This is a genomic window from Rubinisphaera margarita (genome assembly GCF_022267515.1).
Classification (GTDB): domain Bacteria; phylum Planctomycetota; class Planctomycetia; order Planctomycetales; family Planctomycetaceae; genus Rubinisphaera; species Rubinisphaera margarita.
Genome location: NZ_JAKFGB010000019.1, coordinates 211176 through 226718, shown reverse-complemented (window position 1 = coordinate 226718; position 15543 = coordinate 211176). Strand labels below are relative to the sequence as shown.

Below are 15543 nucleotides of genomic sequence, written 5' to 3'. Positions count from 1 at the left end.
GAGAAGAGTGACTACGGTCGGACAGGCGTAAAACCGAAGGATGCCCCAGACGTTTAAGTCTGGGTGGCGCAGCCACAAGCGGCTTGTCGTCAGCGTGTTTCGGACAATCCTCGTCGATTCACGCACAGACAGTCAGCAGGGTACGACTTGACGCACCGGTTCCGCACCGGGCGACCAGGACAACTCGGCGGTCGGATTGAGGAATCGCGTCGAAGACACCATGCCCACGCAAGCGTGGGCATGGCACCCGACACTTTGCGGGTGCAACACATACCGGCGTCATCGATGTCTGCATTCCATGTTGTGGCGAGCCACGTCCATTCGGCGGCCGGATACCTCTGCGACACTGGTCGGTCAGGCGATGCGTGACCTGCGGTCTCACTGTTTCTGGGGAGCATTGGACGGGAAAGGCAGTCATGATCGGACGGTTCCTGTTTCTGACGGCGTTGCTGGTCGCCATGATGCTCTGCGTGGTGGAGCTGGAACGGGAACATCGCGAGCTGCAGACCGTACATGTGCGGCAGATGTTTCAAAAGCAGATCCTGCTCGAAGAACAGTCCCGCCTGCGACTCGAACTCCAAAAGTTGACGCAGCAGCAGGACGACCGGCATGTCCGCTGATCAACTCCTGTTAAGACGGCGGCGGTTACGGATCGTGATTGGTGGCATGCTGCTCGCCTGGGCCGGTGTGGGCGTTCATCTCGTCAGTATGTATGTCGCTGAGTCGCGGCGGATGCAGACTCATGTGCATCGTCAGCAGACGACGGTCGAAACCATCCGGGCCCGCCCCGGGGATGTCCTGGATCGTAACGGGCGACTGCTGGCTACAAGTGTCGATACGGAAAGTCTCTACGCTGTCCCCAGAGCGATCGACGATCTGCCCGCGTTCGCTGCGACGATCGCTCCGATTTTGAACCGCGATGCCGGTCAGCTTGAAGAGGAGCTCGAAGCGCACAGCGACAAGGGTTTCTACTGGCTGGCCCGCCGCTTGGAGCCGAGCACGGCTGCTGCCATTCGTGAACTGGAGCTGCCGCAGGAAACATACGGCTTCGAGCGGGAATATCGCCGGTACTATCCGAACGGAGCGCTGGCCAGTCACATTCTCGGCTTTCGCAACATCGACGGTGTCGGACGGGGCGGTATCGAGCAGAAGTTCGACCATCTTCTCCGCGGACGCGACGGGAAGCGAACCCTCGTTCGCGATGCCCGCAATCGTGTGATTCACCTTTATGAACAGTCCGATGGGCGCGTCGAGCACGGCGTGACCGTTCGGCTTACGCTCGATCTGCTGCACCAGCGACTGATGGAAGACGAACTCGATCGCGTCATTCAGGAATGGGAGCCGACCGGGTGTTGTGCGATTCTTTGTGATCCCCACTCCGGCGATATTCTGGCCATCGCGTCCCGGCCCACTTACAACCCGGCTGAGCCCGAAACCTTCGCGGAAGACGCCTGGATGAATCGAGCCGTCGCGTGGAGCTATGAACCGGGCTCGACAATGAAGCCGCTCATCGTCGCCTGGGCACTGCAGCAGAATGCCATCTCGACCGAATCCCGCTTTCACGGTCACTGGGGCGAATATCGGATGGGAACCCGGCTGCTGCACGATTCCCATTCCCACGGCGAGATGTCGCTGGCCGAAGTGCTGGTCCACTCCAGTAACATCGGCATGGCGCAGATCGGCGAGCGGTTGACGAACGAGGGGCTCTTCTCGGCTCTGCAGCAGTTTGGCTTCGGCTCGCAGACCGGGCTCGGACTCCCCGGCGAACTCAAAGGTTCCGTACGCCCCCTTTCCAGGTGGGATCTGTATTCAACCGGATCCATTCCCATGGGCCAGGAACTTTCGGTCACTCCACTGCAGATGCTGGTGGCTCATGCGACGCTGGCGAACCGGGGTGAATTCCGCCAGCCGCGAATCGTCCTCCGCGCAGGCGATGGTCGCACCGTGACGAGCGCTCCGCAACTGGCGATGCCGCTGATTGATCCGATTCTGTCCGACTGGCTGATCCGCAATCCGATGCGCCGCGTGCTGACGGAAGGAACCGGACAGCGGGTGAACGTCGAAGGGCTCGACATGTTCGGCAAGACGGGCACCTCGCAGGTTTACGACCCGGAGATCCGAGCCTATTCCGATGAGAAGACCGTTTGCTCGTTCGTCTGCGGGATCCCGAGCAACAATCCGGAACTGGTGCTGATCGTCGCCGTCGACCAGCCGACGGTCGGCTCCAGTCACTACGGTTCCAACGTTGCCGCCCCGGCGGCCGTCCGCATTCTGCAACAAGCCTGGAGAACCCGCCACGCCACCCGCCCGGTCCCTCCCGTCGGCTCGCTCCGCTAATAAGTCCCGCGCCTGCTGTGGTCGCTTTGGGAACACCATCGCTGAAGACAAGCCTCCTGTTGCTGCGCAATACAGAGATGAATCTCTGTACCAACCTTTTGAAACCGTCCAGACGAAGTCCTCGGGTGGCCAAGATAGCTGTGCGATCTGGGCGGCGAAGCCGTTGGAGGATGCCGTTTGGCGAGGGGGAACATTCAGCCCTGCTCCGTCGACCTCTCGAAGAAAGTCCGTTACAAGAACCCGGGTCCAATCCCGTACTCCGACGGCTGCGCCGCCCCGAAAGAATCTTTCGGGGCCACCCCCCGGATTCGCCCAAGCCTTGTCATGAACAGCATTTACGGCCATTTCGCGCCCTTCTTTCAAAAAATCTTCCAGAATCTGTTCAAGATTTCCGCCCCTTCAGCGAATAGCTGGGTGATGACGCACGGCAGATTTGCCGGAATCACGACTGAAGGAGTGAGCGATGAGTCAGTGTTGCAATTTTCAACGATGGAAAAGCCATCTTTCGAGGGGAGACAGTTCAATGATTAAGAAAGCCATCTTTGGGGGTCTGCTGCTTATGGGAGCCAGCACGTTTGTGTTCGGCAATGCAGCCTGGACCTACATGAAAACAGCCGGATCGGAGATTCGGCAGTCGGTTAAGAGCCAGGTGCCGATCGAGTTCGAGGTCCGTCGGGCCCAACAGCTCGTGGAAGATCTGGTTCCGGAAATCCGCCAGGCGATGCACGTCATCGCGGAGCAGCAGGTGGAAGTCGAGACGTTGCATCGGGCGGTCAACAGCCGTCAGGATCAGTTGACGAAACAGAAAGACGCCATTCTGGCTTTGCGGGAGAATCTGGATACGGGCGACACGCAGTATGTGATCGCCGGCCGGTCGTACTCGCAGCAGCAGGTGGAAAAGGACCTGGCGACCCGCTTCCGTCGCTTCAAAATGGCTGAAGAAACTCTGACACGTGAGCAGGAAATCCTGACCGCCCGTCAGTCGTCTCTGGCCTCAAATGAAGAACATCTGGCGACCCTGATCTCGACCAAGAAAGACCTGGAAGCTCAACTGGCGCAGCTCGACGCCCGGATGCGTTCGGTCAAAGCTGCTGAGTCGATCAGCGAGTCGACTCTGCTGGACGACAGCCGTCTGCAGAAGGCCAAGGGTCTAATTGCCGAGCTCAATAAACAGCTCGACATCAAGGAACGTCTGCTGGAAACGGAAACCGATTCGGCTGGACTGATTCCGGTCGAGAGTGATCTGGAACCGGAAGTCGATATCACCACCGAGATCGACACTTACTTTGAAGACGATCTGGCCGATCGCAAACTGTAACCAGACGTCCCCTCGGGAAAAGGTGAGCTCCGGCTCACCTTTTTTCGGTGCGCGGAGGAGCGATTTTCGGCGGCCTTTAAGCAGAGCTATCACGGCCACCTCGGAGTGCTGAACCATGTTTCGCGTGGATGGGGACGTGAAGGAATTAGAGAAACCCTTCGCAATTCGGCCTGGAAACAAAGAGAATGAACTGAGGCGGAAAATGAGTCCGCCGCCACAAATCTGGTGAACCTTTCACGCTCTGACCCGTTATCACCAGTAAGGAACCGTTGATGCTGTCGCAGAAAACAAGCCTGGCAGAAGATGTCATTCTTCGCATCGATCGCGTTGGCAGTTTTCGACTGCTGTTGAATGACACGATCACGATCGGCGGCCCCCGTCACGTAGACCGGCCGGGTCACATCGCGGTCTTCAGCCAGCTGTCCGCCGAACACGCGGAGCTGCGACGCAGCCAACACGGTTATTCCATTCACCCGGTCAACGGAGCTGTCAAACGAACAGCCGTGACACCGGCTCTGGAAAATACACGCTCAGCGAATGGCGACACAGAACATGGTCAACTGTTGATTCACGAAGCGGCTCTGACGAACAATTGCCGAGTGGGACTGAACAGTGATGTCTCGCTGCAGGTGCGATGCAGTTCGCCACTCTGCCAGAGTGCGGTACTGGAGATCGAGCCGGTCAATCGGCTCGTCAGGCGGGTGGAGGGGATCGTGCTCATGGACAGCATGCTGATTCTCGGCCCTGGACGGCGGGCTCATATTCAGTGTCCTCACTGGGAACACTCGGCAGTGCTGACGGCTCAGGGAGGAGAGTTCCGGTTGCGGTCGGCGTTGTCGCTGACGCAGCAGGTTCCAGCAGAGACCTTTGATATCGCCGTCCCGTTCAACCAGTACCTTTCGATACACGATTGCGGGCTCTACCTGGAGCCCGTCGGGAAGAACACTCCTGATCATTGACGAGTGCCACTGGCTCCGCCAGTGCAACGAAGAGACAACAACTGCGGCAAAGAGCACTGGCAAAACCAGTGGCATATATCCGAAGACTTCGCGGGAACACGGCACGAACTGACGTGTCCTCCACTTCCGTACTTCGAACGTTCCGTATCGGAACAGACGTGGGATACGACACATGAAATTTTCCTACTCAGCAGGCGATCGACCTCTGGAAGGCCTGACGATCAAGCGGGCCATTCATCGCGGCGGGTTCGGCGAAGTTTACTACGCCGTCTCCGATGCCGGGAAAGATGTCGCGATCAAACTCCTGCACGACAACATGGAAGTCGAGCTGCGCGGTGTTTCTCAGTGCCTCAACCTGAGTCATCCCAATCTGGTCACTATCTTCGACGTCAAAACCGACGCTGATGGTGACCACTGGATTGTGATGGAATACGTCGCCGGGAAAACACTCGCCCAGATCATCAGCGAACATCCCCAGGGGATGCCCGTCGCTCGGGTGCGAGAACTGCTCCACCAGTGTTGTGCAGGGCTTGGCTTTCTGCACAACCGGGGCCTCGTCCACCGCGATTTGAAGCCGGCCAACATCTTTTCGGAAGAAGGCCAGATCAAGATCGGCGATGTCGGTCTCTCCAAGTTCATCAGTGCTTCGCAGCGGAGTGCGCATACCCAGAGTGTCGGCACGGTTTACTACATGGCTCCCGAAGTGGCCCGTGGCCGTTACGGCCCCGGCGTCGACATCTATGCGATGGGCGTCATCGCTTATGAGATGCTGACCGGGAAGATCCCGTTCGATGGCGAATCGACCGGCGAGATTCTGATGAAGCATCTCACGGCTGATCCGGATCTGAAGCCGATTCCGCCGGCGTTGCAACCGGTGATCGGCAAGGCGCTCGCCAAGGAAGAATCGGCTCGATATCAGAGTATCTCCGAGTTCGAGAACGCATTCGCAGCCGCCGTCTCGGGAGAAACCGTCACCGCGGAGCAGCCGCATGCAGCGAATCCAAAAACGGTCGACGGAACACGCAAGAAGAGTTGTGGTCCCTTCGGCCCATGCGGTTCGGGCGCGAAGTCAGACCGGACGTCGACATTGGCTGCCGACAACCGTGCGGACTGGGTGCTCCGGGGGATGATCGGCCTCGGACTGGTTCTGATGCTGCGATTCGTGCCTCCGCGTCATGTGCTTGGGGTGGGGGTGCTGGTCGGACTGATTTTCGTGGGTCGCTGGTTCCTGATGAAGTGCTATGCGATGTTGACGGAAGATGCCCTGGGGCGTCCACGGTCGGGGATTCCCAAAGTGCCACCAGCCTCGCCTCTGCCGCGGCAGAAGGCAGTCAACCGGAGTGCACCGCCGTCCCTCGGCGAACGGACTTCGGCTCTCTTCCTTGGAGCAGCAGCGGCCCCGCTTTACATCGGGGCGATGGCCGCAGCGGTCGCGTTCTTTTCACAGAGTTTCTTCGCCTCGTACTGGTCACCGGGTTCGCTGGATCCGGGACACATCGCCTTCTTTGTCGCCTCGAGCAGTCTGGCAACGTGGGTGCTGCTGGTGTTCATGCAGTTGCGTCCCCGTCCGACACAGGATGCTTCCGCGTTGCGGCTCTCGCTGGGCGTGGTGGGATTCGCGACCGGACTGGCCATCAGTGGCATGGGGCAGTTCTTCATGGTTGACTTCCCCCGGGCGATCTTCAATCACGGCCGGACCGGAATTGTTTCCAGTCTGGGACAGCGGGAACTGGCGGAACACTACACGCCGGGCCGCGACATGCTGGCTCTCCCGGAGATGATCGATCGAAACGACGACCTGGGACCGGTTTACACCGAAAATGGCACGATGCTGGTGAATCAGCCTTACGCCGAGACGGAATCGACTCACGCCCATCCTGCGGACTTCACCAGTTCGGAATCTGCAATGGCTGCGCCAGCTCGTGATGACCGGCACAGCTCGCAGGTCTGGCGACCGACGATGCTCGGGTACGGAGTGTTCTTCGCCCTCCTCTTCAGTCTCCGCTCGTGGTGGCGGGTGACAAGCGAGCGGCGGGATCACTGGTTCGAGATCGGATCAATTCTCTGGACCGCCGGGATGGCCTGGGCCATCTGCACGGTCTTCACTTTTCCCGTCATCTGGGGCATGACCTGGGCGGCGACCATCACCGCCGCCCTGCAGTTATCCACCTGGGTCAAGCGTCCGGAACGCCGGCACAATCTGGCTCGATAGTCTTCCAATCAAACTCCCCGGAGGAGTTCCATTATGCACGCTCAAGTCGATGGAAGCTGGTCCGCACTGATCGCGGTGCTGCTGGGATGCGGATTCATCATCTGGCTGATCCGCACAGCGATGTCCCGTCGCCCCGACGGTTCGCGGTCTGTCTCGTCATTAATTGCGATCACGATTCTGCCCTTGCTGCTCATCGCAGTCATGCTCGGCGCTCCAGCTGTCACGTATCTCCAGCAGAATCAGAGTCCGAATGTCTCGCAAGTAGCACGCACGGCGACACCCAAATCGATGAAGAATCAATTCCAGTCGAATATGGTAACTGAGGAAACCCTTGCGGACCTCAGACAGGAGCGTGCCGCGCTGGAAGAACAGATTCGCGACAGCGATAGCGAAGATCGGGAACAGTTCGAAGAGCAACTGCGGGAACTCGACGAACATCTCGCCGAACTGGAACACTCGTTGGAGAGCTACCCTCGATGGCTACGGGAAGATGATCCGTTTTCCCATGATCGTGAGAATGGAGTCAACGAGAATCCTCTTCAGGTTCAATATGATTCGCAGGACGTGATCAGCAGCGAACGGTACACGACCGTCGAAGAGTCTCGCGAAGATGCGTTACGGCGTCTGCGGCTCGCGGTCGCGGTGCGAATTCGCCGCGATTTCGCCGGATTCGACCTCACCGACCGTCACGTCTACTCGCTTGAGCAGCTCGAATCGTTCGTCCTCGACGAGCACGTGGAGACGTTCAATCTGCGACTGAAGACACAGGAAATTGAAGCGGCCATGTTCCGGACGCACCTGCTGGTCGACTTCAGCCCGGAACAGTTCGCTCAGCTGCTGCCCGAGATCCGCGATGAGACGGTCGACACTCGCATCCGCATGGCGGGAATCGCTCTGCTGGCGGTGACCTGTGTGAGCGGACTCATCGGCTTCGGCACTCGCCGCTGGACCCGCGGCACTCACACGGCATAACCCGGTGGAGTGACGAAGTCGCAAGAGGTCGGTCTGTCGGGTTTTCGGTCGGACTACCTCTGGGCGCCGTTACTCCCTGGGAAGATCACACACGATTTCCGTCTTGCTCCCCTGCCCCGGAACATCGATGACGTATCGTGGTACGGCATAACCGGGAAGCAGGTCTTTTAAGGCTCCGAGGATCCGGCGGCCTTCTTCAATCGGGACCTCGAAGTGAGCCGCCCCCTGGACGCGGTCGAGCTGATTCACGTAGTACGGGATCACGCCGATGTTGATCAGCCTGCGACAGAGTTCCGCCTGGGCGTCGACCGAGTCGTTCACGCCACGAAGCAGCACCGCCTGATTGAGGACTGGGAACCCGCTGCGAGCCAGACGTTGAATCTGGTTCCGGGCATCGTCGGCGATTTCCTGACCGTGATTGGCGTGGATGACGAATACCGGCTGCAGACGGGTCGAGGTCAACGCGGCGATCAATTCATCCGTCACGCGCTCCGGCAACACCACCGGCAGTCGGGAATGGACGCGGATTCGTTCCAGCTGGGGAATTTCAGCAAGACGGGCGATCAGTTTTTGCAGCCGACTGTCTGTCCACGTGAGCGGATCGCCGCCGCTGAGGATGACTTCGTCGACATCCCGATCTCCGGCCAGTTCTTCGAGTACCCGGTCCCACTGTTCGAGCGATCGGGGAGCCGCTTCGTAGGGGAAGTGGCGGCGAAAGCAATAGCGGCAGTGAACCGCACACGTCCCCGTGGTGATCAGCAGGACCCGATTGGCGTACTTGTGGATCATTCCGGGCAACGGCGAGGCGTCCTGGTCGTGGACGGGATCGGCTGCAAACCCTTCTGTATTGAGGAGTTCGGACTGGACCGGCAGGATCTGCCGCAGCAGCGGGTCTGCGGGATTTCCGGGCTGCATCCGTCGCACAAAGGAATGGGGAGCGAGCAGGGGAAATTCCTGAACGTCTGAAGGGACCGAGGGGAGCAGCTCGATCAGATCGAGATGTTCGAGCAGTTCGGCGGGACTCCGCCAGGCGGCTGCCAGTTCCTTCTGCCAGAGCGATTTTGGAGGGGACAAATCGGCGGAAATTGTTTGCGTAACCTGAGAAAAGGCGTTAAGGGCGGTCTTGTCCATCTTTGTGCCGTCTTTTATTATTCCGCAAAAATCAGTCATGCGAACGTGGTTTTTTCCGGAACAGTCGCCTGAACAGATTCCCCCCGTGGATCTGCAGTGGTCTGCAGGAGTAAGCTCGACGATAGCAGTCTTGTGGCGTACATGCGACTGCCTGATAAGCACTCAATTGTCCCTGACGCCGGGTTCGCTTCCCGGCCGGACGAAGGTCGACGGGACTCTCCGCTGAACAACGATCGCAGTCTCTTACCTAATTTTGCGCGAAAGTAACACCCATGCCGTCCGTCAATACCAGCGATTTCAAAAAAGGCATGAAGGTCATCGTGGAAAACGATCCGTACGAAATTGTGGAATGCAACTTCGTGAAACCGGGAAAAGGACAGGCGCTTTATAAGACGAAGCTGCGAAACCTCCTCAAGGGAGGAATCCTCGACCGCACTTACAAGAGCGGCGACAGCCTCGAAGCCGCCGACATTCGCCGCAGTCAGGGATCGTATTCCTATCGCGATGCCGACAGCTATCATTTCCTCGACAGCGATACCTTCGAGCAGTACGCGCTGCCGGCGGAGACGATCGATCATTACATGAAGTTCCTGATGGAAGGGACCGAAGTCGACCTGCTGTTCTGGAACGATCAGCTGATCTCGATGACCCCGCCGCAGAACGTGGTTCTCGAAGTCACCTACACCGAACCGGCTGCCCGCGGCAACACGGCCACAAACGTGACCAAGGGCGCGACTGTGGAAACTGGCGTTGAAGTGCAGGTGCCGGCGTTCATTGAGCAGGGCAACCGAGTCAAGATCGACGTCGAAAACGGAAGCTACGTCGAACGCGTCAACAACTGACGTGTCGATGGAGGAGGCGGCCTGCGGAGTCAGGCGGTCGTTCCGATGGACGGGAACTCGAACGCGACAGGAAACGGAGGCACGGATGTGGCTGTTTCTGCTGTACGGCATCGCCGCGGTGCTGGCGTTGCGTTCGTTGCTGACCCTGATGGATCAGCACAGACGGGCCTACAAATACGTGCTGAAGAAGGAACTCGCCCGGCTCGAGGCGGAAGCGGCCGACCAGAAAGCCGTCGACGCTCTGGAGGCGCAGTTGGACGCCGCCTCCAATCAGTTGGCCGACAGCCCAAGGTGATAAGTGACAAGACTTGCGTGGAGGTGAATCCTGCGCCCTCTTCTGGGGGCGCGGCTTACATTCTTCGCCAGAGGCAGAAGGCCCCAGGGCCGGATGCGAGGGCGATCCACCGGCGGCGTTCATGCCGACTTCAAAGATAACGGCCCACGAAGCATGGATCCCAGAATTCCCCTCGCCCTAATCCTCTCAAGAGGGCGAGGGAACTGACATACTGACGCTGGAAAGCAGCGAGGAACGAACGATGAACGAAACTGCCCATAATAAGAAGCTGTTCATCGAAACGGTTGGCTGTCAGATGAACGTTCTCGACAGCGAACTCGTCGTGGCGGCTCTGCGCCAGGACGGCTACGAGCTGACTCCCAGCATGAAGGAAGCCGACACGATCCTCTTCAACACGTGCAGCGTTCGCGAGCATGCCGAGGAGAAGATCTACAGCCAGCTCGGTCGTCTGAAGTACAGCAAAGATGCCCGTCCGAATCTGGTCATTGGAGTCATGGGCTGTATGGCTCAGAAGGACCAGAAGATCATCTTCCGCCGCGCGCCGCATGTCGACCTGATCGTCGGCACCGGGCAGCTGGCCGAGATCCCCCGGCTCATCGATGAATCCCGAAAGGGCGAGAAGCGGCAGATGGCCGTCAGCCTCGGTCGTAAAGACGGCTCCCGGCTCGAAGTTTCCAGCAGCTTTCAGAGTTACGATCCACTTCGCGATCCGGAAATGCGACCGAGTCCGCATCAGGCGTTCGTCCGGATCATGTTCGGCTGCGACAAATTCTGCACGTACTGCGTGGTGCCGACAACCCGTGGGCCCGAACAGAGCCGCCAGCCGAGCGATATCCGCCGCGAGTCGGAAGCGCTGGCCGCTCAGGGCGTGAAAGAAATCACGCTGCTCGGCCAGACCGTCAACAGTTACAAGCACACCGAAGAGGGGCGCCTGTATCGCATGTCCGACCTGCTGGAGTCACTGCACGACATCGAAGGCATTCAGCGGATCAAGTTCGTTACGAACTACCCGAAAGACATGACCGACGATCTGCTGCAGGCGATTCGAGATCTGCCCAAGGTTTCGCATTACCTGCACGTGCCGCTCCAGCACGGTTGCGACGACATGCTCAAGAAGATGAAGCGCGGCTACACCGTGGCCGAATATCGCGACATGATGCACCGGATTCGCGAAACGATTCCCGGCGTGTCGGTATCGAGCGACTTTATCGTCGGCTTCTGCGGCGAGTCGGATGAGGCTCACCAGAAGAGCATGGATGTTGTCCGTGAGTTCCGGTTCAAGAACAGCTTCATCTTCAAGTACTCGGAACGCTCTGGCACCAAAGCCGCCGACAACTACCCGGATGACATTCCGGATGACGTCAAGAAGGCTCGTAACAACGAGATGCTGACGCTGCAGAACGCTATCAGTGCCGAAGACAACGCCGACTTCATCGGTCGCACTGTCGAAGTGCTGGTGGAAGGACCGAGCAAGAACGCGGTCAAAGCCGAGCAGAATCGTCCGTCGAACGCCGGCCCGGATCAGCTCGTCGGCCGCAGTCGCTGCGACCGCATCGTGGTCTTCAACGGCAATCCCCGTCTGATCGGGACGATTGCTCATGTCTCCGTTCAGGACTGCACACCGACCACGCTGATGGGCAACATCGTCACGCAGACGCACCAGCACGGTTCCAACATGCTCCCGATCCTGCAGTAATCGCAGCGGTGGACTCATCGAGAGACGGGGTCACCCGGCCTTCGTGAGATTTATCGCCGTGAGAGTGTCGCCGTGAGATTATCTCAGTGCGATCTTCTTAGTGCGATCGGTCGAACGTGGTCGCTCAGCAACTGGCTCAGACTTTCTGGCGGTCCGTCTGCATCGAGCAGCGTGAAGCGCGCGGGCTGACCGACTTCGAACGTCCAGTCCCAGCCCATCGCTGCTGCTCCGCGTGTCGTCCCCAGACTCAACAGCAAAGCGGGGTCGACGTCCGGGAAACGCTCCGCCAGAAACAGGATCTCGTTCCAGATGGAAAGGTCCGGCGAGGAGCCTCGCCCGTCGGTGCCCAGGGCGACTTGGGCCCCCTGCTCCAGCAGCTTCTGCCAGGGGTGCGGGTCGTGCTTGAAGAAGGCGTGCGTTCGTGGGCAGTAAATCGCAGCCATTTGAGGATGGGCGGCGAGGTACTCGATCTCGTCCTCACTCAAATAGTTGCAGTGCGCCAGTAGAACCCGCGGAGCGGAAGCGAGCCGCTTCATCAGATCGAGCGGACGGGTTTCCGGCGGATAGAATGGTCCACTCCAGATCCCGAAGCGCGTCAGCATGTCGACGAAGTCGCCGGTTCCGTCCCGGAGAAACTCCAGTTCGCTTCGCGTCTCCGCCAGATGCATCGTGACCGGCAATTGATGCTCCACGGCTTTGTCGATCGCGTATTCCAGCAGATCGGGATGCACCGAGTACGGCGCATGCGGACTGATTCCTCTGGCCCATTCGGTATCCGCGGTCAAAAACTCATCGAGCAATTGCCGTTGTGAGGCAATCGACTCCGGTTGCACGCCAATGAGTTCTCGAAAGAGGCATGCGGCGACGTCAGTGGACTTTCGGGCCGGATAACTGTCGAGCGTTTGCGTTGCGATGTCGGCCACTCGATGAACTCCGCATCTGGCGGCTTCATCGAGTCCCGTTTTGATCGAACGGGCCGGGTCGGCATTCTCACGTCGTGTCTGCACGGTCCGACCGATCCAGCTCTGAAAGGGATGAGCAGGCTGGAGCGGTTCTTCGAGATGGCTGAACTCAAGATGACAGTGCGCGTTTACCAGCGGCGGAATCAGCGCGGAGCGTTGTTCTGAATTCGGTTCGGGACGAGAGTCCGGAACGATGGAAGCAATTTGCCCGTCTTCAATGCGAAGGGAGACATCTCGAAGCAGCCCCCGTTCCGGGCCGAGCCACGCCAGAGAGACGAACAGCGAGAACGAATCCACCATGGGAACGGCTTACAGATCCTGTCGGAACACGACGCCGGTATCAACCTGCGTGAACCCGGCTCCGGTGATCAGCTTTACCATCTCGGCCTGCTGCAGCGGAGCATGAATCTCCAGCAGAGTGATCATCTCGTCTTTCAGGCGGCGACCGACTTCAATGAGCAGCGACTGGCCGTAACCTTTCCGTCGCTCCTCTTCGGCAACGATCAGATCGAGCATGCCGACGGCTCGGTGATTCCAGTTGCTGACGAAGAAGTCGAGGCCAAGCACCGTGATCGACGCCACGGCCTGTAGCTGGTTGCGGGGAACGAGGTCGAACCGCAGCAGTTCATATCGACCGAGGCGGGCCGCCCACCACCAGTCTTCAATGCGATGATCTTCACCCAGCTGAAGTTCCATGCGGCGGCGAATTGCGACGAGCTTCAGGTTGATCGGTTCGCGGGTCGTGGTCAGATCCTTCTGAAAGACCCCATGCTGCTCGACCGGCTCGAATCCACTGGCGGTCAGGAATTCAATGAGTGATGGCTGGCTTTCCAGAAACCCGGAAGGACGACTGCCGCCGTAAATGCCGTTGTAGAAGGGGTCGCGTTCCGGCGAAGGTCCCGCGAAGAGGACCTCGGCTCCTTTGCCGCGAGCATAGTTGCGAGCCTGCTCCAGCAGTCGGGTGCCAATGTCTTCGTGCCGATGATCCGGATCGACCACGATCGTGCAAAGTACGGCCTGGGAATGATCCAGGGCGGTGTGAGCTTCGTTCACACAGAAGCCGACATGGGCGAAGCCGACCAGTTCGTCGTTGATCTCGGCGACGATCAATCCGGCGGGATCGAAGAACGGGACCGCCAGCACCGCGATATCGAAAATATCGGGACTGATTGGAGCAGCGACGCCACGGGATTGGTAAGCTGTGTTCCAGAGTCTTACCAGATGCGGCGGGTCGAAGTTCCGAAATGTACGGATCTGGACTTCAGGCATGCAATGTTCAACAGGCGGTAACGCAACCAGAACGGATCGGACCGTACGCGAAGCGACTCTTCGGGTCCAGAGTGAAAATCCGATCATAACTCCGGAGGGAACAGTAGGCAAATCATGAGCACCTCGGACGAAGACCTGCTGGCCTACGCCGATGAACTCCTGCCTGTCGACGCGGCCGCTCAGCTGGAAGCCCGGTTGCGGGACGACGCGGCTCTGCGGGAACGGTTGCAGAATGTGCTCGACCAGCGGGATTCCGGTGCTCTCTCCGTGGGGGAGATCTGGCGGCACGAACGTCTCAGCTGTCCGACACGTTCCGAACTCGGGCTTTATCTGATGCGGGCCCTCGAGCGACAACGGGCCGACTACGTTTCCTTCCACCTGAAGACCGTTCGCTGTGCCTATTGCGAAGCCACCTTCGCGGAACTCACCGCGGCCGCTGCGGAGCTCGACGACAACCCGCAGGACTCCCGACGTCGCGAGCAGCTGTTCGCGTCTTCAGCCGGGCTTCTCAAAAACGACCGTACTCAAGGTGCCCAATGAATCGGACTGTTCCTGCTGTCATGATCATCGCAGTCTTCCTGACAGCAGTGTCGCTGGCCGAAGAACAATTTCCGGGCATCCCGGCTCGCTTCCAGCCAGCTGTGGACTATCTGGAAGCACGCGATGGACACGCCTTTCTGGTCTATCGCGACGGGAAACTTGTTGCCGAAATTTATCTGAATGGCTGGTCGGCCGACAAACCTCATCGTCTGGCGAGCGGCACGAAGAGCTTCTCGGCGGCAATGGCTATTGTCGGAATTCAGGACGGCCTGCTCGAATTCGATGACAAGGTGTCCGACACGATCACGGAATGGAAAAGCGATCCCCGCTCGGAAATCACAGTGCGGCAGCTACTTTCGCTCACGAGCGGAATTGATCCTGGCCCGACCGGCCGCGTCCCTTCGTATGCCAGCGCGGTCGAAGCCGAGCTGCGCAATCGCCCCGGACGCCGCTTTGCCTATGGGCCGGTTCCTTTCCAGATCTTCGGTGAGTTCATGCGACGGAAACTGGAGCCGCAAGCCCTCTCGCCAGAGGAGTACCTGAAGCAGAAAGTGCTCGATCCAATCGGCATGAAAGTCGATGCCTGGCGGACCGATGTCGAGGGGAATCCGCATCTGCCGTCCGGGATGTCTCTTAAAGCTCGCGAGTGGGCGAAATACGGACAGCTGATCTGCAATCTTGGAAAGCATGAAGGCAGGCAGATTCTCGATGAAGCACTGCTGAGAGAATGCTTCCAGCCCAGTGAGGCTCAGTCCCGATATGGGATCACCTTCTGGTTGAACAATACCGGGAAAGGGCCTGCCGATCTGGTGATGGCGGCTGGAGCCGGTAAGCAGAAACTGTACATCGTTCCCTCGCTCAAGGTCGTGATCGTGCAGTTTGCTGAGGCCGAATCGAAACGCTACGCTGAGGTCGAATTCCTGAAACTGGCACTTCCCCCGGCGATTCTCCCCTAGAATAGACGGCGAAAGCGTAACGCCGCCTCGAACATCCTGACAGAATTATTCCCA

At 59.1% G+C, this 15543-nt stretch carries 14 protein-coding genes; 11 read left to right on the top strand and 3 right to left on the bottom strand.

Annotation, left to right across the window (positions count from 1 at the left end; genetic code table 11):
* Window positions 1-416 precede the first annotated feature (416 nt).
* The 6 genes from L1A08_RS18655 (at window position 417) to L1A08_RS18630 (ending at window position 7798) form a co-directional block, all read left to right on the top strand.
* On the top strand, window positions 417-620 hold the full coding sequence (locus L1A08_RS18655; protein ID WP_238758038.1) for a hypothetical protein: 204 nt from the start codon (window positions 417-419) through the stop codon (window positions 618-620).
* Complete coding sequence (locus L1A08_RS18650; RefSeq protein WP_238758037.1) at window positions 610-2337, top strand: peptidoglycan D,D-transpeptidase FtsI family protein; 1728 nt, start codon at window positions 610-612, stop codon at window positions 2335-2337. The genes L1A08_RS18655 and L1A08_RS18650 overlap by 11 nt, the downstream gene beginning before the upstream one ends.
* Before the next feature lie 523 nt (window positions 2338-2860).
* Window positions 2861-3655 (top strand): hypothetical protein, encoded by a 795-nt coding sequence (locus L1A08_RS18645; RefSeq protein WP_238758036.1) that lies wholly within the window; start codon window positions 2861-2863, stop codon window positions 3653-3655.
* Window positions 3656-3927: 272 nt separating this feature from the next.
* A complete protein-coding gene (locus L1A08_RS18640) occupies window positions 3928-4614 on the top strand; it encodes a hypothetical protein (protein ID WP_238758035.1) in 687 nt (228 codons plus the stop codon).
* Window positions 4615-4786: 172 nt separating this feature from the next.
* Window positions 4787-6826: a serine/threonine protein kinase gene (locus L1A08_RS18635; RefSeq protein ID WP_238758034.1), complete on the top strand. Its 2040-nt coding sequence runs from the start codon at window positions 4787-4789 to the stop codon at window positions 6824-6826.
* A 33-nt stretch (window positions 6827-6859) separates the two neighbouring features.
* Window positions 6860-7798, top strand: a complete 939-nt coding sequence (locus tag L1A08_RS18630) for a hypothetical protein (RefSeq protein WP_238758033.1) — start codon at window positions 6860-6862, stop codon at window positions 7796-7798.
* A gap of 69 nt (window positions 7799-7867) precedes the next feature.
* Here L1A08_RS18630 and epmB read toward each other — a convergent pair whose 3' ends face one another.
* Window positions 7868-8929: an EF-P beta-lysylation protein EpmB gene (gene epmB / locus L1A08_RS18625; RefSeq protein ID WP_238758032.1), complete on the bottom strand. Its 1062-nt coding sequence runs from the start codon at window positions 8927-8929 to the stop codon at window positions 7868-7870.
* Between the two features lie 272 nt (window positions 8930-9201).
* On the opposite strand from epmB, the gene efp reads away from it, so the two are divergent.
* The 3 genes from efp to miaB all read left to right on the top strand — a co-directional run bounded on the left by efp (window position 9202) and on the right by miaB (window position 11762).
* The gene (gene efp, locus L1A08_RS18620; RefSeq protein ID WP_238758031.1) at window positions 9202-9771 is read left to right on the top strand and encodes an elongation factor P; all 570 of its coding nucleotides are present in this window, start codon (window positions 9202-9204) and stop codon (window positions 9769-9771) included.
* Between the two features lie 85 nt (window positions 9772-9856).
* The gene (locus tag L1A08_RS18615) at window positions 9857-10066 is read left to right on the top strand and encodes a hypothetical protein (protein WP_238758030.1); all 210 of its coding nucleotides are present in this window, start codon (window positions 9857-9859) and stop codon (window positions 10064-10066) included.
* A gap of 241 nt (window positions 10067-10307) precedes the next feature.
* A complete protein-coding gene (gene miaB, locus L1A08_RS18610; protein ID WP_238758029.1) occupies window positions 10308-11762 on the top strand; it encodes a tRNA (N6-isopentenyl adenosine(37)-C2)-methylthiotransferase MiaB in 1455 nt (484 codons plus the stop codon).
* 83 nt (window positions 11763-11845) lie between these two features.
* Here the strand turns inward: miaB and L1A08_RS18605 are convergent, their stop codons facing one another.
* Together L1A08_RS18605 and L1A08_RS18600 are read right to left on the bottom strand one after the other, a co-directional pair.
* Window positions 11846-13024: an amidohydrolase family protein gene (locus tag L1A08_RS18605; protein ID WP_238758028.1), complete on the bottom strand. Its 1179-nt coding sequence runs from the start codon at window positions 13022-13024 to the stop codon at window positions 11846-11848.
* Between the two features lie 9 nt (window positions 13025-13033).
* Window positions 13034-13993 (bottom strand): GNAT family N-acetyltransferase, encoded by a 960-nt coding sequence (locus L1A08_RS18600; protein ID WP_238758027.1) that lies wholly within the window; start codon window positions 13991-13993, stop codon window positions 13034-13036.
* Window positions 13994-14107: 114 nt separating this feature from the next.
* On the opposite strand from L1A08_RS18600, the gene L1A08_RS18595 reads away from it, so the two are divergent.
* Window positions 14108-14533 carry a hypothetical protein gene (locus tag L1A08_RS18595; protein WP_238758026.1) on the top strand — a complete coding sequence of 142 codons (426 nt, stop codon included), beginning with the start codon at window positions 14108-14110 and terminating at the stop codon, window positions 14531-14533.
* Window positions 14530-15489, top strand: a complete 960-nt coding sequence (locus L1A08_RS18590; protein WP_238758025.1) for a serine hydrolase domain-containing protein — start codon at window positions 14530-14532, stop codon at window positions 15487-15489. Before L1A08_RS18595 ends, L1A08_RS18590 begins: the two co-directional genes overlap by 4 nt.
* Window positions 15490-15543: the final 54 nt, after the last annotated feature.

What these genes read in the sequence shown, in the direction of transcription:
- L1A08_RS18655 (WP_238758038.1), top strand. Translation starts at nt 417, where the DNA reads ATGATCGGACGGTTCCTGTTTCTGACGGCGTTGCTGGTCGCCATGATG.
- L1A08_RS18650 (WP_238758037.1), top strand. Translation starts at nt 610, where the DNA reads ATGTCCGCTGATCAACTCCTGTTAAGACGGCGGCGGTTACGGATCGTG.
- L1A08_RS18645 (WP_238758036.1), top strand. Translation starts at nt 2,861, where the DNA reads ATGATTAAGAAAGCCATCTTTGGGGGTCTGCTGCTTATGGGAGCCAGC.
- L1A08_RS18640 (WP_238758035.1), top strand. Translation starts at nt 3,928, where the DNA reads ATGCTGTCGCAGAAAACAAGCCTGGCAGAAGATGTCATTCTTCGCATC.
- L1A08_RS18635 (WP_238758034.1), top strand. Translation starts at nt 4,787, where the DNA reads ATGAAATTTTCCTACTCAGCAGGCGATCGACCTCTGGAAGGCCTGACG.
- L1A08_RS18630 (WP_238758033.1), top strand. Translation starts at nt 6,860, where the DNA reads ATGCACGCTCAAGTCGATGGAAGCTGGTCCGCACTGATCGCGGTGCTG.
- epmB (WP_238758032.1), bottom strand. Translation starts at nt 8,929, where the DNA reads ATGGACAAGACCGCCCTTAACGCCTTTTCTCAGGTTACGCAAACAATT.
- efp (WP_238758031.1), top strand. Translation starts at nt 9,202, where the DNA reads ATGCCGTCCGTCAATACCAGCGATTTCAAAAAAGGCATGAAGGTCATC.
- L1A08_RS18615 (WP_238758030.1), top strand. Translation starts at nt 9,857, where the DNA reads ATGTGGCTGTTTCTGCTGTACGGCATCGCCGCGGTGCTGGCGTTGCGT.
- miaB (WP_238758029.1), top strand. Translation starts at nt 10,308, where the DNA reads ATGAACGAAACTGCCCATAATAAGAAGCTGTTCATCGAAACGGTTGGC.
- L1A08_RS18605 (WP_238758028.1), bottom strand. Translation starts at nt 13,024, where the DNA reads ATGGTGGATTCGTTCTCGCTGTTCGTCTCTCTGGCGTGGCTCGGCCCG.
- L1A08_RS18600 (WP_238758027.1), bottom strand. Translation starts at nt 13,993, where the DNA reads ATGCCTGAAGTCCAGATCCGTACATTTCGGAACTTCGACCCGCCGCAT.
- L1A08_RS18595 (WP_238758026.1), top strand. Translation starts at nt 14,108, where the DNA reads ATGAGCACCTCGGACGAAGACCTGCTGGCCTACGCCGATGAACTCCTG.
- L1A08_RS18590 (WP_238758025.1), top strand. Translation starts at nt 14,530, where the DNA reads ATGAATCGGACTGTTCCTGCTGTCATGATCATCGCAGTCTTCCTGACA.